At 46.8% G+C, this 17,851-nt stretch carries 19 protein-coding genes; 11 read left to right on the plus strand and 8 right to left on the minus strand.

Annotated features, from left to right (window positions below; genetic code table 11):
• Positions 1-16 precede the first annotated feature (16 nt).
• The 3 genes from K0C01_RS11655 (at position 17) to K0C01_RS11665 (ending at position 3,589) form a co-directional block, all read left to right on the plus strand.
• A complete protein-coding gene (locus K0C01_RS11655) occupies positions 17-571 on the plus strand; it encodes a CPBP family glutamic-type intramembrane protease (RefSeq protein ID WP_221169865.1) in 555 nt (184 codons plus the stop codon).
• Positions 572-1,200: 629 nt separating this feature from the next.
• Positions 1,201-1,929, plus strand: coding sequence for a meso-2,3-butanediol dehydrogenase (locus K0C01_RS11660; RefSeq protein WP_221169866.1), 729 nt, complete (start codon positions 1,201-1,203; stop codon positions 1,927-1,929).
• Positions 1,930-2,002: 73 nt separating this feature from the next.
• Positions 2,003-3,589: a hypothetical protein gene (locus K0C01_RS11665; RefSeq protein ID WP_221169867.1), complete on the plus strand. Its 1,587-nt coding sequence runs from the start codon at positions 2,003-2,005 to the stop codon at positions 3,587-3,589.
• 63 nt (positions 3,590-3,652) lie between these two features.
• Here the strand turns inward: K0C01_RS11665 and K0C01_RS12870 are convergent, their stop codons facing one another.
• A complete protein-coding gene (locus K0C01_RS12870) occupies positions 3,653-4,219 on the minus strand; it encodes an SHOCT domain-containing protein (RefSeq protein WP_255568301.1) in 567 nt (188 codons plus the stop codon).
• Positions 4,220-4,404: 185 nt separating this feature from the next.
• Here K0C01_RS12870 and K0C01_RS11675 point away from each other — a divergent pair, with 185 nt between their 5' ends.
• A complete protein-coding gene (locus K0C01_RS11675) occupies positions 4,405-6,192 on the plus strand; it encodes a ribosome biogenesis/translation initiation ATPase RLI (RefSeq protein WP_221169868.1) in 1,788 nt (595 codons plus the stop codon).
• Between the two features lie 12 nt (positions 6,193-6,204).
• Here the strand turns inward: K0C01_RS11675 and K0C01_RS11680 are convergent, their stop codons facing one another.
• Genes K0C01_RS11680 through K0C01_RS11690 form a run of 3 tightly spaced genes read right to left on the minus strand, consistent with a single transcriptional unit; the run spans position 6,205 to position 7,303 of the window.
• Positions 6,205-6,339 (minus strand): FmdB family zinc ribbon protein, encoded by a 135-nt coding sequence (locus tag K0C01_RS11680; RefSeq protein ID WP_221169869.1) that lies wholly within the window; start codon positions 6,337-6,339, stop codon positions 6,205-6,207.
• 42 nt (positions 6,340-6,381) lie between these two features.
• The gene (locus K0C01_RS11685) at positions 6,382-7,149 is read right to left on the minus strand and encodes a DEAD/DEAH box helicase family protein (protein ID WP_221169870.1); all 768 of its coding nucleotides are present in this window, start codon (positions 7,147-7,149) and stop codon (positions 6,382-6,384) included.
• The gene (locus K0C01_RS11690; RefSeq protein ID WP_221169871.1) at positions 7,127-7,303 is read right to left on the minus strand and encodes a hypothetical protein; all 177 of its coding nucleotides are present in this window, start codon (positions 7,301-7,303) and stop codon (positions 7,127-7,129) included. Before K0C01_RS11690 ends, K0C01_RS11685 begins: the two co-directional genes overlap by 23 nt.
• Before the next feature lie 147 nt (positions 7,304-7,450).
• Between K0C01_RS11690 and K0C01_RS11695 the strand changes: the two genes are divergently transcribed.
• Entirely contained in the window at positions 7,451-7,786 is a 336-nt protein-coding gene (locus tag K0C01_RS11695; RefSeq protein ID WP_221169872.1) for a hypothetical protein, read from the plus strand.
• Positions 7,787-8,078: 292 nt separating this feature from the next.
• Here the strand turns inward: K0C01_RS11695 and gdhB are convergent, their stop codons facing one another.
• Together gdhB and K0C01_RS11705 are read right to left on the minus strand one after the other, a co-directional pair.
• Complete coding sequence (gene gdhB / locus K0C01_RS11700) at positions 8,079-9,371, minus strand: glutamate dehydrogenase GdhB (RefSeq protein WP_221169873.1); 1,293 nt, start codon at positions 9,369-9,371, stop codon at positions 8,079-8,081.
• Between the two features lie 6 nt (positions 9,372-9,377).
• Positions 9,378-9,521: a rubrerythrin-like domain-containing protein gene (locus tag K0C01_RS11705; protein ID WP_221169874.1), complete on the minus strand. Its 144-nt coding sequence runs from the start codon at positions 9,519-9,521 to the stop codon at positions 9,378-9,380.
• 207 nt (positions 9,522-9,728) lie between these two features.
• Here K0C01_RS11705 and K0C01_RS11710 point away from each other — a divergent pair, with 207 nt between their 5' ends.
• Both K0C01_RS11710 and K0C01_RS11715 read left to right on the plus strand, forming a co-directional pair.
• Positions 9,729-11,303: a Na+/H+ antiporter NhaC family protein gene (locus tag K0C01_RS11710; protein ID WP_221169875.1), complete on the plus strand. Its 1,575-nt coding sequence runs from the start codon at positions 9,729-9,731 to the stop codon at positions 11,301-11,303.
• 108 nt (positions 11,304-11,411) lie between these two features.
• A complete protein-coding gene (locus K0C01_RS11715) occupies positions 11,412-13,205 on the plus strand; it encodes an L-aspartate oxidase (protein ID WP_221169876.1) in 1,794 nt (597 codons plus the stop codon).
• 29 nt (positions 13,206-13,234) lie between these two features.
• On the opposite strand, the gene K0C01_RS11720 is transcribed toward K0C01_RS11715, so the two are convergent.
• On the minus strand, positions 13,235-13,579 hold the full coding sequence (locus K0C01_RS11720) for a cupin domain-containing protein (protein WP_221169877.1): 345 nt from the start codon (positions 13,577-13,579) through the stop codon (positions 13,235-13,237).
• 256 nt (positions 13,580-13,835) lie between these two features.
• Here K0C01_RS11720 and K0C01_RS11725 point away from each other — a divergent pair, with 256 nt between their 5' ends.
• From K0C01_RS11725 to K0C01_RS11740, 4 genes are all read left to right on the plus strand, one after another.
• On the plus strand, positions 13,836-14,393 hold the full coding sequence (locus tag K0C01_RS11725) for a DUF8526 domain-containing protein (protein ID WP_221169878.1): 558 nt from the start codon (positions 13,836-13,838) through the stop codon (positions 14,391-14,393).
• Between the two features lie 64 nt (positions 14,394-14,457).
• On the plus strand, positions 14,458-15,642 hold the full coding sequence (locus K0C01_RS11730; protein WP_221169879.1) for a S8 family peptidase: 1,185 nt from the start codon (positions 14,458-14,460) through the stop codon (positions 15,640-15,642).
• Positions 15,643-15,798: 156 nt separating this feature from the next.
• Positions 15,799-16,224 carry a hypothetical protein gene (locus K0C01_RS11735; protein ID WP_221169880.1) on the plus strand — a complete coding sequence of 142 codons (426 nt, stop codon included), beginning with the start codon at positions 15,799-15,801 and terminating at the stop codon, positions 16,222-16,224.
• A 275-nt stretch (positions 16,225-16,499) separates the two neighbouring features.
• Positions 16,500-16,658: a hypothetical protein gene (locus K0C01_RS11740; protein ID WP_221169881.1), complete on the plus strand. Its 159-nt coding sequence runs from the start codon at positions 16,500-16,502 to the stop codon at positions 16,656-16,658.
• 191 nt (positions 16,659-16,849) lie between these two features.
• Here K0C01_RS11740 and K0C01_RS11745 read toward each other — a convergent pair whose 3' ends face one another.
• Positions 16,850-17,797: an ArsA family ATPase gene (locus K0C01_RS11745; protein ID WP_221169882.1), complete on the minus strand. Its 948-nt coding sequence runs from the start codon at positions 17,795-17,797 to the stop codon at positions 16,850-16,852.
• Positions 17,798-17,851: the final 54 nt, after the last annotated feature.

Genomic DNA, 17,851 nt, shown 5'->3' on the forward strand with positions numbered 1-17,851 from the left:
GATAGGTCATCTGTTAATGATCTTGGTGGTACTACTCTTTCTGTGGTACGGTCCATTATCAGCAAAAGATATAGGTCTGACATTAGACCAACGCTCTGATACCGTCGTATCTGCTGTAATTGCAACGCTTGGCGTTATTATATTTAAGGGTAGTATAGCAGTTTCAGTTAACGGGGGACCTACCTATGATGGACCTCCATTTGACAGTGTAGCAGCAGAAGAGTTGCTTTTTCAGACGATCATGGCACCAGTAGCACAAGAGTTGCTATATACAGGAGTATTACTTTCGTTACTGATAGTTGCATTAGGGGAGCAAAAAGAAGACCAGACATTTAGTTGGAATCACGTAATTGTGTTAGCTATTGCGCTCACTGCATTTAGCCATGGTATAAGATTCGGACTTATCTATGATGGAGGATTTCAGTTCACTGTCGAATCATTTCTCTTTCCATTTATCGGGAAACTAGTGTACGCTTGGTTGCGACTCTCCACTGGTAGCTTGCTATTCCCGGTCATAGCATTTAGTCTAAGTAACTTAGCCACGTGGGCGCTCCCATATCTACTATCCTGAAAGTACACGTTTTTAGCTACGACAGATAGCAACAGCCATGCTTGTTGACAGCCTTGTGATTAAGTAGTTCGAGAAACCTCATCTCTCGCCATCAGGGAAGACACAGCTTCTATACGACTTGAAGCTCGTCGGGAGACTTCTACTCTATCCAGAGTGAACTATCCTGTCTACTCACGTACCGCTGAGGGAAGAGATTCTTGATTCCACGACGCACTTTGTGGACACAACCACAGTGTCCACAGAGAACGCAGTCTCCACAGGCGTCGATTCGGCCATGTCCTGCCCTACCTGCTGGTGACGGAAGCATGGAGTCCGACCATAGGTATGATTCCGTTCGAAGTCAGCTGCATGAGTAGAATCCGTCACAGTGTACAATTTGGCTTGGCACCATGTATGAATAGTTCACAGAGAAAGCAGGCAGATTGCCTCGGGGTCGTCGAAAAACCTTTGATTTTCGTGATCACGAGAATTTCCGATTCTCGAACGACTTGCCCCCGAGACACTTCACAGAAATTCAAGGCGGAAGCATCAGGGCTTGACCCCAAGGTACTTTATCCACGTGTTACTCCTTGAGAACAGGAACGTAGCCTGCAAAACTTAATTGTAGTAAAGTATATACTAGAATTATAATGCTTTCAGGAAAAACTGCAATCGTCACCGGGGGGTCGGCTGGCATTGGAAAAGCTATTGCGGCAGAGTTTATCGATCAAGGTGCTTCCGTTGTTATCGCGAGTCGAACGAAAGAAACAGGAAAAAAGACGGCTAACGAGCTCGGCTGTTCGTTTGTTCAGTGTGATGTCTCTTCGTACGAAGCAGTGGAATCATTAGTTGAACAGACAGTGGATGAACACGGTGGATTAGACATTTTAGTAAACAACGCCGGGATAGGAATAACGGGAACCGTCGAGAGCACAACGCTCGAAGACTGGCACAAACTGATGGAAATAAACCTGAATGGGGTCGTGTATGGAACGAGGGTTGCGATGCCACATCTTCTGGAGTCCTCGGGGAATGTGCTTAATGTTGCCTCGGTGTTTGGACTTGTTGGTGGGCCTCAAGCAGCAGCGTATGCTACTGCTAAAGGCGCAGTTGTCAATTTTACCAGAACTACTGCTGTTGACTATGCGGAAGAAGGTGTTCGTGTCAACAGTATCTGTCCAGGATTTGTGACAACAGAGATGACAAAGTCGGGATTAGAAGACGAGTCATTTTATGAGTTCGTTCTCAATCAGACACCGATTAACCGGATTGCTAAGCCAGAAGAAATCGCTGAACCGGCAGCCTTCCTTGTATCAGAAAAAGCCTCCTATATCACTGGAGTTAATCTGCCAATTGACGGAGGATGGACAACCCACTGACACAGGAGACTATAGATTGCTCAGACACAATCATACACAAACGCTTTACTGGAACTGATGATTATCTTCTATTATGTCTGCTGAAGACGACACAGATTTAATTGACTCATTTCGATCTCTCTATCAAGAATATTATGATGAACAAATAAGAACGCTTGCTGACAAGCACCCAGATCGACGATCGCTGTATGTCGACTGGCACGATATCGAAGAGTTTGACGCAGAAATTGCTGAGGGGTATGTTAATAATCCAGATCAATATCGGCAACGCGCTGAAAAGGCTCTTCAGTTATTTGGACATTCGGTTGAGGCAGATCTTGAACAGGCGAATGTTCGACTGCAAAACCCTCCAGAGCGGACAGAAATCAACATTCGTGAGATTCAATCGGATGACAAAAGTAAGCTAATTACAACACGCGGAATCGTGCGTGAGGCAACAGAGGTCCGGACCATATTACAGCACGCTGCGTTTGAATGCCAGCGCTGTGGGACGCTAACGTACGTTGACCAACATAATAACGCACCACAGAAGCCATATGAGTGTCGTGGCTGTGAACAACAAGGGCCATTCGTGCTAGTCGAAGATGAATCCGAGTTCGTTGACTCACGACGGTTTACAATCGCCGAGGATCCCAATACACTGCCTGAGGATGCGAAAATAGGGATAATTGATGTTTCCCTTGAAGATGACATTGTAGACGAAGCAAACGCTGGGGACGTGATTCAGCTCACTGGAGTGATTCATCTTGAGCAAACGGAGAAAGATGGAATGCCGGTGTTTGAGCCATATGTCGAAGCTCACTCAGTGGACAGACTAACCGATGCATCTGAACGAGAGATGCTTTCGATGCCGCCAAATAATATTCCAGACCCTGACATAGAAGTGTACGTCGGCACGGCAGTACAGGTCGAAGCAACGACATCCAAGGAACTACACCCCCCATTCGATGAAGCAGCAACAAAAGTGAAGTTGGTCACACCATTTGTAGAGGCTCTTGGATGGAATATAGTGGATAATAACTATGTTCAGCTCGGGTACACGACTGACCGGACAGACAAGAAAGCTGACTATGCGCTTTTTAGCGGCGGGAGAGAGCCACCAGATGTAATAATCGAAGTGGAGGAATTTGGAGAGCCCCTTGATTCTGGAAGTAGGCATTCAGATCGAGAATATTCAGAGCCAAAAAGACGACTCTTCGAAAAGCTCCAGGTATTTTCAGCTGAATGGGGAGTGCTTACTGATGGGTTTGAGTTTCGAGTATTCCGAAACAGGAGAGACAACATTGACGATATAGCATCATTCGGCATGAATGACCTACCAAATAGCGTTATTGAGCATTTGCAACCATCGAATCTCCTTGACACGACGCTTGATGGAGTTGACGAGGCGCTTACAAAAAAGCCTCCGGAGAACACAGAACCGCAGGCGACAAGTGGAAGAGTCATACAAACGGGGAAAGATGAAACCAGCAATAAAATACGAGATATTATTCGATCAAAACAAGATTCATTCCCAAATGGAGTTCCAGTCGAGAAAGCAGTTGATTATGGGAGTTGGAAAACTGAGGCAAGTCGAAAAGAAGTTCGAGAGTATATCGAGCGACTCAAAAAAAGGGGCAGCGTTTACGAGCCAGCAGATGGCCGTCTGAGGGTGCCATAGTTTGGTCTGAACATAGGTTCAAATTTTATAGCATTTGCTACATTTCTGGACTAGCGATTACTGTTAGCGTTCACGTACATATTCTTCCGGATCTCTGACGTCAGTGTTTCCAAAGTCATCATCACGGTCATCAAGAAGATTCTCAAGGCGTCGCTCAAACTCAATTTCATCAATCTCTCCTCTAGCATATCGTTGCTTGAGCGTGTCGACGGGATCATCTTCTGTATCGGAGCTGGTGGTTGCTTCCGGAGATCGGCCACGTGATCTATCAGCAGGCTCGACAGAATGATTTTCTTCGTTGTAATGACCACCGAGAAACCCACCAAGGGCACCGGCACCGCCAATGATTGCCACAAAAAACATGTACGGTAAGACAGCCATCGTCAGTGCTCCTCCCATTCCAGCGCCTACACTAAATCCAGCCAGAAGTGCAAGCGGGACAAGTGCAAGTGGAATAATAGCACCTGCGATTCCTCCGATCTTTGCTCCTTCATGTGCGTTGGCGCGGCTGATATATGCCGCAACTGCACCGCCGATTAGCGGGGCTAGAATGTTGACTACCGGGATGACGGCCGCAACCAACATCGCGGCAATAGCGATCCCAACAGTGGGCCAGAAGTCGTATTCCATGATATAGATTTAATACGGGAGCCAGCAATAAACCGGTTCTGCTGAAGAACCTGATAGAATCGCTTGTTAGACAACACTAATAGATTATATCAACAATTGCTCGCGACATAGCTAACTTCTCTGCGCCCATGCTATAATGTAGTTACGGTACCTGCTGTTGGTACACCTGAGAAAGAAATATCAAAATGACAACAAACCGAGACTCATCCAAGCAAGACTACATTGCTGTTATTGACCAAGATAAGGTAACAGAAGAAGTCAAAGATATTGCAGTGAAATATGATCCACTAAACCGATCAGGACATGAAGGATTTCATGTCACCGAAGATGGGAAATTACACATTGATGATGCACTGGTCATGGCGGAACACAGACTAATCGAGAAAAAGATCCCAAATGACGCGATAAAGATTATTCCATTACCGACCGCAACAGGAGAACTTGCACATCAGTATGGAGAAAATGGGTTTCGCTTGTACAATCTTCCTGCACCAGAAGACGGAAGCGTAATTGGGTTACTCGGCCGGAATGGGATTGGAAAAAGTACTGCATTACAAATCTTATCTGGCAACCAGATTCCGAACTTCGGGAACACAGAGCAGGCGTCCAGCTGGGAGGAAGCAATCAATACCTTTCGAGGAACCACACTGCAAAACCATCTTGAGTCACTGCAGAATGGAGAGATCACAACAGCATATAAGCCACAGCAGATCACGAACTTCCGAAGTGAAGAATCAAGAACCGTTGCAGATGTGATGTCTGAACCCACACTTGCTTCTGCTTCACTTCTTGAAATGCTTGACTTATCGGGGCTAGAAGACCGACAAATACGTAATCTGTCAGGAGGGGAATTACAGCGACTCGCTATCGCGGTGACACTACTCTCAGAGGCAGACTTATACATATTTGACGAGCCGTCATCATTCCTTGATATTGAGCAGCGGTTAATTGTTGGCCGAGCCATTCGGGAGTGGACTGCTTCGAACGATGCTGCAGCGATGGTCGTTGAGCACGACTTAGCGATGCTTGATTTACTGGCGGATAGTATTCATGTCGTTTATGGCGAACCTAGTGGATTTGGTGTAATCTCACAGCGACTGTCGACTCGAGAAGGAATTAACCAGTTTTTAGAAGGAAGATTACAGCAGGAGAACGTACAGATCCGACAGCGACGTATCGAGTTTCCAGCGCCGGGGGAAAGATCAGTTCCACAGGAGGCAAAACTACTGGGATATCCAACATTGACGCACCAATATGATTCGTTCTCATTATCAGTTAACCCCGGAGAGATCCACGCTGGGGAATCACTTGGGATCATCGGAGCAAACGCGTTAGGAAAAACAACATTTGCAAAGCTACTTGCTGGAGCTATCGATCCACAGCAGGCAGCAATTCCTGAGGACGTTACCGTATCATACAAACCGCAGTATCTATCTGCGGATAACAAAGAAACAGTACAGACACGACTTAGACAAGCCACAGACATTACATCTCAGCGATTTATTACTCAGATTCGTGACCCGTTTGAACTTGAAGAATTATATGATAGGCATCTTGATACACTATCAGGCGGAGAGCTACAACGGGTTGGCATTGCGTTGTGCTTCGCTCGAGATGCAGATGTATACGTTCTCGATGAGCCGTCAGCGTTTCTCGATGTTGACCGCCGAGCGGCATTTGCAAAGCAAATTCGACGGTTTGCACGGCGACGAAGCAAAGCTGTACTCGTTATTGACCATGATCTGCTGTTGATAAATCACATTGCTGATCGGCTTATCGTGTTTGAAGGAACATCTGGAGAAAATGGAGTCGCTAGCTCGCCACAATCTGTTCAATCAGGGATGAATCAATTCCTTTCATCGATTGGAATTACATTTCGGCGAGATGAGCGAACAGACAGACCTCGTGTTAACAAACCAGACAGTAAACTCGATAGAGAGCAGAAACGTAACAACGAGTACTATTCTACCTAAGATCCGGATGGATCACTGATGTTGATCAGAGAGAGTTGTCTTTGCACTGCCACAGTTTGGGCACTTTGTAAACTCATAGGTTCCATATGGATTTTCGACATCAACCTCAAAGAGATGATCGCACTCATGGCACTGATATTTGATCATGGACAAAACTTGTTCTGAGTTACAATATATGTTGTTACAACGCTACACAGGGAGAAATGCCGGGTCAACCTCCCGCAGTCGATTCGTATCGCGGAGATAGGAGAATAGTTCCGCGTAGTGATCCACTGATTCAGCCTGTTCCGACGCCTCTCGCAGCGTTGCCCAGTCCCCGATAAGAGCACATAGGCGCTGTGCTCGGGTCATTGCAACATTTAAACGACGTGGTCCGTCACTCGGTCTGGCAAGAAAGCCAATCTCCCCATCAGCATTGCTTCGGACAAATGAAATAAGAATAACTGTCCGTTCGCTTCCTTGGAAAGCATCAATCGTGTCTACCGTTATTGAATTGTGAGCGTCAATCTGATCGGCATCTGCCAATATGTCTTGAATATGTGTCGCTTGAGCTGCATATGGTGTGATGACGCCAATCTCTTTTGCTGGGATCCCATCATCACGAATTCTGCTGACAAGCGTAGCAACCAAGCTTGCCTCTTCAGAGTTGATAAACGAGGTTCCGGCGGGCTGCTCGGTACCACCAATGTTGTACCCAACTATTGGCTCTCGATCTGCGATAGACTGTATACTGACACCTGTCTGAAGCGATCGATCGTAAAATTCCCGATTCGGGAAGTATGAGATATCCCGGTGCATGCGGTATTGTGTTCGCAACTGAAGTCCAATATCCTCGAATACACCACCGTCAGTATAGATGTGTTCAAATAGCGATAGTCCGGTGCTTGTTGCTGGTGGAGATTCTGTCTTGCTGAATGGCGGGAGCTGTTGATGATCACCAGCCAAGATTATCCACATGGGCTAATGACTCATACTGACCGGCAAATCGGTAGACGGTTTCAAGCGAAAAATCAATTGGATCGGCGTCTATGAGATCCATTTTACTTGGCGCTGCCAGTGTAGCATCCGCTAAACTAAATTCATGAATCGCACTTTCCAAGATTAGTGTCACGTCTGCAATTAGTAGGTGGAAAAACCATCCTAATAAAACACTTGTATGTTATCCGGTATGGAGGGAGGAACGAGGTCCAACCGAAATAAATAGTGCGGTTGCAGCCAACAACACACTAAAGATGACATCCCCATTACATAGTGAAACATGAAAGAGGAGGTTGTCACGTGGCCGATGGTGGGCTTGTATCTTGCACTTGGTGTTGACTCTATGGTTTTATCCGGTATTCTTTCAATCACTGGGCTCGCTTCGTGGACAATCACTGCTATGCAAGTCATTGTTGTCCACGCAGTGTTTATTGGCTATGCCGGATATCGGTGGAGACAGCGACAGAAAAAACGACGACAGAGTTGGGGATGGATGTCAGATACTGTAGCAGAAGCCCAATGGCAATACGCAAACGGGAAAATTACTGAGTCAGAGCTCAGACAGATTCGTGAACAAGCGGGGGAACCTTCAAGAAATATATCTGAAGAGAAGTAAACTTACCCCGCTCTACTCCGCTCGGGTTGCGCCCTCGCTTTGTTGGGGGCGGGGCTTTCTGCCTTTCGGGCAGGGTTCTGGTTCCACGACGGCACTGTCCCGTGCTGGGACAGGCTCACAGCGGTGTTAGTCTCCACAGGCGTTGCTTTGGATTGTCCCAACCCTACTCGATGATGATGGGAGATAGAGTCTGACCGTGGGTATGATCCCACTCGAAGCCAGCCTCATGAGTAAAGTCCGTCACAATTTCACACCCCTGCAGGGACGATTTCTAATATCGGACTACGAATGATTATGGCCACAGCCCCCGCATGTCATGAGCTTTCGCCACACGTGATAGGGCTAATTTGTATGTTGCATCCCGCCACGTCATAGATTTATTCTCATCATAATGATCACAAACATCGGCCCATGCGTTTATCATCGCTTCATCTAGCTTTTCATGAACTTTTTCCAGTGACCAAGGTTTACGGTTGATATTTTGTAACCATTCAAAATAACTAACTGTCACGCCTCCAGCATTCGCAAGGATATCCGGGATCACCGCAATGTCGCGCTCCTCGAGAATACGATCAGCCCCCGTTGTTGTCGGTCCATTTGCTCCCTCAATCACTATATCGGCCTGAATATTGTCTGCATTCTGTTCTGTTATCACATTGCCCACTGCCGCTGGAATAAGCAGATCAACATCGAGACTGAACAGGCTACTGTTTGAGATGATATCACTCGCGTATGCGGTTACTGCATTTGGCTCTTCATTGTATGAAGGAATCGTTGCTGGATCAATCCCATCAGGATCATACGCTGCTCCGTTGATATCGCTGACAGCAACGATTGTTGCTCCCCATTCGTCAAGTAGACGGGCTGCATTGGCTCCCACACTGCCGTATCCTTGGATAGCAATTGTTGTTCTATCCAGTGGTTGATCGTAATATTCACAGACAGCTCGCGTAACGAGTGCCACACTCCTTCCTGGAGCAGCTGCTCGGCCCCGGCTACCGCCAAGCACTGTTGGTTTTCCGGTTACAATTCCTGGTGTTGTCTCTCCTTTGTCTTGGGAATATGCGTCCATGAACCATGCCATCGTCTGTGCGTCTGTTCCCATGTCTGGTCCGGGGACATCCTGCATTGGACCGATTACATCGTGAATTTCATTTGCAAACCGACGAGTAATGCGTTCTTTCTCTCGCCGGCTACATTTTGCTGGATCAACCTGTATACCACCTTTTGCACCACCGAAAGGCAGGTCCATAACGGCGCACTTCCAGGTCATCCACATGGCAAGCCCAGCAGATTCTTCACGATCGGTATCTGGATGATAACGTAATCCTCCTTTATACGGGCCTCGGACGTCGGTATGTTGTGCTCGAAAGCCAGTGTAGGTTTTCACACTTCCGTCGTCCATCTCTACAGGGACTTTTACCTCATGTATCTTCGATGGATGGTATAACTGCTCTAAGATATGCTCATCAACATCAAGGTGCTGTGCTGCACGCTTAAACTGATATCGTGCTGTCTGCAATGCTGATTCATGAGCACTGCCGCTACCTTGATCAGGCACTTTGTTTTGAGAATCTATTGACATAAATTGCTATTCGAGTGGGACAGTTTGATTTCGTGTTGGGCTATTGCACTTTGGACAGGTGCCTGGATGGGTTTCAGCAATCATAATGTGTCCACATCGAAAGCACTCGTATCTGACTGCATCGTTTTGCCGGTACTCAATATCAAACATGGCGTAGCAGTATGTATGACTGTATTCGAATTATAAATTGGACAACATTTTCGCATATTGAATATTTGAGATAAATTTATAACGATCATTTGTTATAATAATTGAATAGAGATTACAGCAACATTATTAGCAATCAAGATTGGTATGATGCTTTTTTGCAACGACTTTAGATATCAAACTTATGTGTGAATTCACATAGTAGGAGATATGTCTGATTTTGGGGCACTGTCGGTCCTGCCGCCGCTTATCGCGGTGATACTTGCAATTGTTACTCGCAAAGCAGTGCTGTCTCTGTTTTTGGGTGTATGGTCAGGTGCAATCATATATACTGGAAGTGTAGGAATCAGTCAAACATTTGACTGGATAATCGGCGCTATTGCCGATGATTTCCATGCACAGATTATTGTGTTCACGCTGTTGCTTGGTTCCGGGACAGCGCTGATCTGGAGAATGGGAGGATCATATGCCGTTCGGTCATGGGCACTAAAGCGACTGGACAACAAACGAAAGGTCGGACTTGCCACATGGATCCTTGGAATTGCGATGTTTTTCGATGATTACGCGAATACAGCAATTGTCGGAAGTACAATGAAAGATGTCTCAGATGAGTTGCGCATTTCCCGTGAAAAACTATCGTATATTGTTGATTCAACAGCAGCACCGATTGCAACGTTATTTATCTCGTCATGGGTTGCGTTCCAGCTCGGGATGATTGAAGACGGATATGAGGAGGCAGGTGTTAGCGATCCTCCGGGCGCTGTAGAGGTATTCATCCAGTCAATCCCGTTCAACATGTATGCAATCCTTGCATTGGTCATGGTTGGAATCATTGTCATTTCAGGCCGTGATTATGGAGAAATGTTAACAGCAGAAAAACGGGCGTCAACAACCGGAAAAGTAAATCGAGATGATGCTCGTCCAATGCAGGATGTTTCAGCAGAGTTAGGAGATCCATACGCGGACACGCCACGGCTTCTCGCATTTGTCGTTCCAATTGTTGTGCTTATTGTTGTGACAATTGGATCAGCACTATGGACAGGATACGAACCTGGTGCATCAGCTACGGATATGGTTATTGAAGCGGACTATGCAATCGCTCTCGTCTTCGGTTCGTTTGCGATGGTCGTATCCAGCTTTGTGATTGGGTTTGTGTATGATATATTATCGCTTGATGAGAGTGTGGATACAACCATTGCCGGCTTCGGAATTATGCTTACTGCGGTGTCAATTCTTGTGCTTGCTTGGTCGATTGGAAGTGTTGTAAGTGCTCTCGGAACGGGAGACTATATTGCTGGCTTTGCAGAAGGGACGGTACCAGCGGAATTACTGCCTGTAATTGTGTTTTTGCTTGCTGGTGCTATTGCATTTTCAACTGGAAGTGCTTGGAGCACGATGGGAATCGTAACGCCGATTGCGATCCCTGTTGCATGGAGCCTAACCGGAGACCATACAATGGTCGCTGCGATGATCGGTACAATCTTCTCTGGATCTGTGTTCGGGGACCACTCTTCACCTATCTCAGACACCTCAGTGATGTCTGCTACATTTACTGGGGCAGATCTGATTGATCACGTCCGAACACAGATTTACTATGCATTTACCGTTGGTTTTGTAGTCAGTTTCCTGTTGATCATGTGGGGGTATACAGAAGTTACACCGCTTCTTTTGCTACCAGTCGGTGTAGTGATGCTTGCTGTGCTTGTTTATGTTCTCTCAGGATACGATAGTTACCGACGGGGGATCAGCCCAGAACAAGAATACACTGAATTCTCTGAAGATTAGGAAACCAGTTGTATCGGATCAAAACGATATCGCAATCCTGTTGCGGTATTTCTACATATATATTCCTTTTGCAGGAGAGTTTATGCCGTTCTAACCCTTGTATAATCCATGGGTTTTCTAGCTGATCAAGCAGGAATTAGCGGTGACACACCCGAATACACGCAAATTGATATCGGCGTTCTTATTATTGGAGCCGGTGCAGCAGGCGCCAGAACAGCAATTGAATTATCACAACAAGGTGTTGAAGACCTCCTTGTAATTGGAAAGCGGAGTCATGGCGATGCGCATACAACGTGGGCCCGAGGAGGCGTCAACGGAGCACTCGGAACACACGATCCCGAGGATGACTGGACAATTCACGCAGCAGACACACTGAATGAAGGACATTTTATCAATGATTCAGATAAGGTCGAGGCAGTCGCAAAGCAAATGCCCGACCGACTCCGAGAGCTTGATGAGTGGGGGATGGAGTTTTCTCGGACAGAAGATGGAAATATAGATCAGCGATACTTTGGTGCTCAGTCATTTAGACGGACAGCGTTTGCAGGCGATCATACAGGCGAGTCAATGCTCAACACGCTAGTTGAGCGAGCACAGGATCTCAACGTGCCATATCGTGAGAACGTAATGATTACGAAGCTATTGACTGACGCAAATCAAATTTACGGGGCCGTCGGATTTGACATGGATACTGGTGATTTCCTTCTGTTCAACACAGGAGCTATCGTGCTTGCTGCTGGTGGATATTCAGCAATCTATAATCGACATAGCTCACGAGATGACGAGAATAACGGTGACGGACCTGCGTTAGCGTATGATGCAGGTGCCTCATTGATGGATATGGAATTTGTCCAGTTCCATCCGACTGGCATGGCAGTTGATGAAACTGATTCTGAATGGAGTCAATGGAGTGGACGACTTGTTACTGAAGCGGTACGTGGCGAAGGAGGAAGACTGTATAATGCCAATGGGGAGCGGTTTATGGAGCGATACTCACCAAAACAGATGGAACTCGATGCCCGAGATGTTGTTGCCCGAGCTATTGCTAAAGAAATTGAAGAGGGAAGAGGCACTGAAAATGGAGGTGTCTATCTCGATATCTCACACAAGGAAGAGGAATTTATTCAGGAGCGTCTTCCAAGAATGTACGAACGGTTCGCCTCATTGGGTGTTAATTTAGCTAAGGAGCCTGTCGAGGTTGCCCCAACATCCCATTATGGAATGGGGGGTGTAGTTGTCGATAATAGCGGTGAGACTGAAATCGATGGTCTCTACGCAATTGGTGAGACGATGGCAGGTGTACACGGAGCCAACCGACTTGGAGGAAATTCTCTTGCAGAAACACTTGCTTTTGGCACAATCACAGGAGCTCATCTCGCTGAAAATGAACCAACCCCCGGGATAGTACCCTCAGAGATTCGACAGTCCGAAGCGAAGTCACACTTCAATGAACTGAATACACTCGCTGATCAATCTGGACAGCATTCTGTGATGGATGTCTACGAAGAGATTCAAGAAGCGATGTGGGAACACGGCGGATTGCTCAGGGAAGGTGAATCAATTGAACGTGGACTCTCAAAGCTATCTGCAATCGAAGAGAAATTCGGACAGATGGATATTGGAAAAATAACGAGTCGAACATTTGAATTTGCTGTCGATGTCGCATTTATGCTGACAAGCGCAAAGGCGGTACTAATAAGCGCACAAGAACGAACAGAATCTCGAGGAGCACACCACCGACTCGACTACACAGATACTGCCCCTAAATGGCAGCAGAATATCTGTATCCAACAGGAAAATGGCGGAATGCAGGTAGACACATCCTCCGTGTCACCTCCAAGTAAGTCGGTACAAGAAGCGCTTGATGCTGGCTACGAACTAGACTACCATCAACTGGAGTAACAGAGAGATACAAACCTCAGATATAACTATTATGAGTCTCTGATCGCGTAACTACTGTGTTCTTCTTTTCCTGCAAGCACAATTAATGTTGTAATCGGCTCCCGGATATCAAAGAAATCGTGTTCAGTGCCTCGCTCCACAAAGACCATATCTCCTGCTTTGACGTCATGTACTGTGTCGCCAACTCGAATTTTCCCTTCCCCTTCTATGATGTAGTATATTTCGTCTTCTGTATGAGGATTGCGAAGTTCTGTAGTGTCTCCCGGGTACTTCCCGATCTCGACTGTCATTGAGTCCCGGTCAACGATCACCTCATGCTCACGTTCTCCATCCGCCATCTCCAATGCAAGTTCCAATACAGATTCGTGTACCATGGTAACATCTAGCTTTGGATTGTACTGCGTGAATAAATATTCAGTGCATATCTTACGGAAAAGTAACCATATGTGGTTTCGTCTGTCTCGCTCGTTAACAAATATATGAATTATAGAGTCAGCAGAGGAGGACTTACGATTTCAGACGTTATGAGGGAGTCAAACCTTGTGATGTCGCTTATTCGAATACTCCTTCCCTGAGTCACTCACGAATGCACGGGAAAAGCACATTACTCTTCACCTCATGAATACACCCATGCAAGAGAATAGCTCACAATTATTTTCGGCAACGATGTTTGGAGTTGCGCTTATCATCATTGGGCTAGGGACCTATATTGGTCTATCAGTCCTTGCCTTTGCAGGAGCATTTATTGGCATGTTCCTCGCCAGTCTTGTGTTTGGACTTGCTGTCAAAGGCCGGCCTATTGTAGAGGGAGCAACTGCTGCTGGTGTATCCAAGCTGGCGCTTCTTCTTTCTGGTGGAGTGATTGGAAATTCGATTGGAGGAGCAGCTGTGGCAATTAGCTCTGTATCGCCGACAACGTTACTTATATCGGTTCTACTGGGCGTTGCTGTTGGAGCGTTTGGTACACACTTTGGAGATGATCTGCGGGAAGGACTAACCACGCCAGTTGAGGAAGCTTCAGCAGGGACACCAGTTGACAGAGGACCGAACACCCATCCAGAAGTACGCTCAGCAAATCAAGAGACAACATCCGCTGAGTCTGGATCGAATAAAACGCCACGCAGCTCAGAAGCAACCAATGACAATGAGCAGGAGTTATCGGACGACGTTGAACTAAACACAAATTAACCTGCTAACGGCCGTTACAGTAGGCAGCTACAAGTTTATACTTCTCCACGACTATTGTGATCATATGCCAAGTAGGAAGTTCTCAAGGCGGGATTTGCTGAAAAGCGCTGGCGTTGGCGTTGTTGGATTAGGTGTCGGTGCGGCAATTTACGAGCGAATGAACCGATACATTATCGGTACAAAATCCAATGATGCAGTTTCGGCGATCTCGACGATGTCGGAGAGTAGTCCTCTAACAATTGATCTGACGGATCACACATCGTTGCAGTTGGTAAGTGGAACGTTCTCCGATGCCCGTCTTGAGACACTACTTTCTCGCCGTGATGTTGACTTTGCACAACCTGACCGATACTTAGACATGCCGCCTGTCGATGTTGAGGAAACACCAGAGGATCAAACTGTTCCATGGGGCATCGACCGAATTGGAGCTCCAGCCGTTCATGAGTCAGGAGAGTCCGGATCCGGAATTGAGGTAGGTGTAATCGATAGTGGGATTAACAATACTCATCCAGATCTTGAGGAAAACATAGCGGACCCATCAGATGAGGAGAACCACAATGCATGGTCGTCATGCGGGGGCGGAGACTGTGAATACCCGTGGACTGACGACAGCGGCCATGGAACGCATGTTTCAGGAACGATCGCTGCGGAAGAAAGTTCGGAGGGCGTCCTTGGAGTTGCTCCGGACGCGACACTCCACGCTCTGAAAGTATGCAATTCCTCTGGCCGATGCCGGACATCTGCGATTGCGGAAGCAATTCGGCATTCAGCTGATCAGGGTTGGGATGTAATTAACCTCAGTCTGGGGTCACCACGATCAGCTCCAGCTCTTGAGGCAGCGGGTGAATACGCGCTTGAGGCTGGTGTATTACCTATTGCTGCAGCTGGTAATCGTGGTCGAAGCGATTCAATTGGCTATCCTGCTGCATATGATGAGTTTGTCGCAGTTACTGCAACAACCGAGAACGACAGCCTGGCTGGGTTTTCCAGCAGGGGCCCAGAAGCGGATATCGCAGCACCGGGAGCAGAAGTCTATTCCGCTGATCTGGATGGATATAGTACACAGAGCGGAACATCAATGGCAGCACCGCACGTCACGGGGGCGGCCGCTCACGTAATCAATAACACTGAGTCTGTTGATGAAGCACGGCAACAGTTGTTGTCAAGCGCTGAGGACATTGGATTAGACGATAACGAGCAAGGTGCTGGACTCGTTGATGTTGCGGCCGCTTTGGAGGTACCACGGTAACATAAAGTGAAGTACCTCGGGGTCAGGCCCCGAGGCACTCTGTCTATATCTTTGTAGATCTCAATCTTCCGTATATTGATTTTCTCACAGGATAATCTGAGCACCAAGTGTCTATGTTGTCGCCAAGATTTTGCCTAATCAGCACAATGTACTCGTATGGCAGACTCACATTGGAAAACGTTTACAATTGACGCTAGCCAGAGTAGTCCTGAATGGTTCAATCACGGGGATACACATGCTCACGCGGAGCTTGCTGTATCTCAGGAGGATATCAAGGACCTAAGTGACGGTGAAGTAAGCAATGTCAATGGTGTCGATTTTTCGACTGACTGCTTGCTGTATATCGCTAGTGTTGGTCCTGATGCTGGATGTGATAATCTCGTGGTTGATGATGTTACAACGGAAGGAGAGCGGCTAACGGTAGATGCACACGTCGAGTGCGAAGCTGGTATGGTCGCGCAGGTGATTACCTATCCGGCAACATTCCTTCATGTTGAGGATGCAAATATCGACCAAGCAACTGTATCAGTGACCGACGGCTGGCAGGACACACACACTATCACGATAACACCAGATAACTAAATTGACTGGACTGCTTCTGCGACTGTTCGATTTCCTCCCACAAATAAATCCAAGAGATTTGACTCAGTATCAACGTAAGTATCCTGTAGGTGGTAATTTTTAGCTCTATATTTGCGATTTAGCTGAATGCAGGCGCTAAGCCCCGTGCTCAAGGAGCGACCAACGGCGGCGAGTAGCCAGGGATAGTTCACAAAGGTCAGGGGTTGACTATGAGAGGATCACGGTAAGCTTCATTACCATGGAATACTTTGTTGTATTGTAACACGGTGGTTGTTATGAATTGGCTGATCAAAGCAATACTCAAAGCGGCCGCGGGTAAAGTAGCAAAAGAAGTCGTTATGGAACTCATTAAGCGGTTGAAAAAGGCAGTTCGTGAACAGAATGCACAAATAACGCTATCGTCCAGTCAGCAGTCTGGGACGAGTAGCGCCTAAGCTGGCTGTACGACATGTCTCCTGCGCACTGTACTTTCCAAACCATGAGCCACGGCTGAACTGTATGTCTAACATTATTCCATAGGCCAGTCTGTGGCATTCGCTCCGCTATTATTATAACAATTCTAATTGGACAGCGAGAGTATTAAGCTCCACCAACGGTGGGACGAGGAACTCGCGCTACTTTTCATTCAGAACTCACTGTCTAACTTGTCATCAAGCATCCCTGCAATCTTATCGACGCGGTCAAAGCCGGAAGTTCCGGACAGAAGCGGGATTTGATAAATAGCTGGAGCAAACTCTGATTCAGCAATGCTAATCTGCTCTTGTTGGTCCTGATATCGGGGCCAACAGGTCGAACAATCAGGGGATGCGTCTTGTAAAACACGATTCATGATTACACAACCGACTGAAATTTCATCTTCATCTAGCTGTGATAATAATCGTCTTGTTTCTGCGATTGCCATTGACTCAGGGAGCGTTACAGCTCGAAATTCTGTCCGATCACCATTTCGTAATCTGTCACCAACATTTTCGGTGATGGATTCAAGCCGATCAACCCGATCACTATAGGTAATTGAGTTATCTTCTCTTCCGAAGAGTTTTCCAACGGTTCCTGCCACCGATGTTAGTCGGCCACGAAGCGAAAGAAGTCGTCCGAGTGTCGTGTTCATCACATCTGGTAGATTCAATAGTCGTAGTGTATGGCCGGTCGGTGCTGTATCAAAAATTACGACTTCATATTCAGGATGGTCATCGTACTCGACAAATAGATCAAGAACTGCAACTTCATCGGCACCTGGAATTAACCCGCGCTCGGTGATTGCGTCAATATCCCTATCTTGGACATCAACTCCTAGCGATTTGACATCGTTCAGTATTTGATTAAAGTCATCTCCATATCGTTCTCGAAACCGGTGCTTTGGGTCAATCTCAATCGCATCAAGTAATGGGTTTGACTTGATCTGTGTCGGTGTATCGTCAACATCCGTGTCCAGCGCATCAGAAAGGCTGTGGGCTGGATCCGTGCTAATAACTAGTGTCTTATAACCGTTGTTGGAAGCAAGCAATCCAGTCGCCCCTGCCATTGTACTCTTGCCTACTCCCCCTTTTCCTCCGTATAAAACAAATTGTGTCATGAGTAAATTGTATACCGAGTACAAATACAACGGTCTATAGCTTCATGACAACTG

The organism is Salinarchaeum sp. IM2453, assembly GCF_019693215.1.
Taxonomy (GTDB): Archaea; Halobacteriota; Halobacteria; order Halobacteriales; family Salinarchaeaceae; genus IM2453.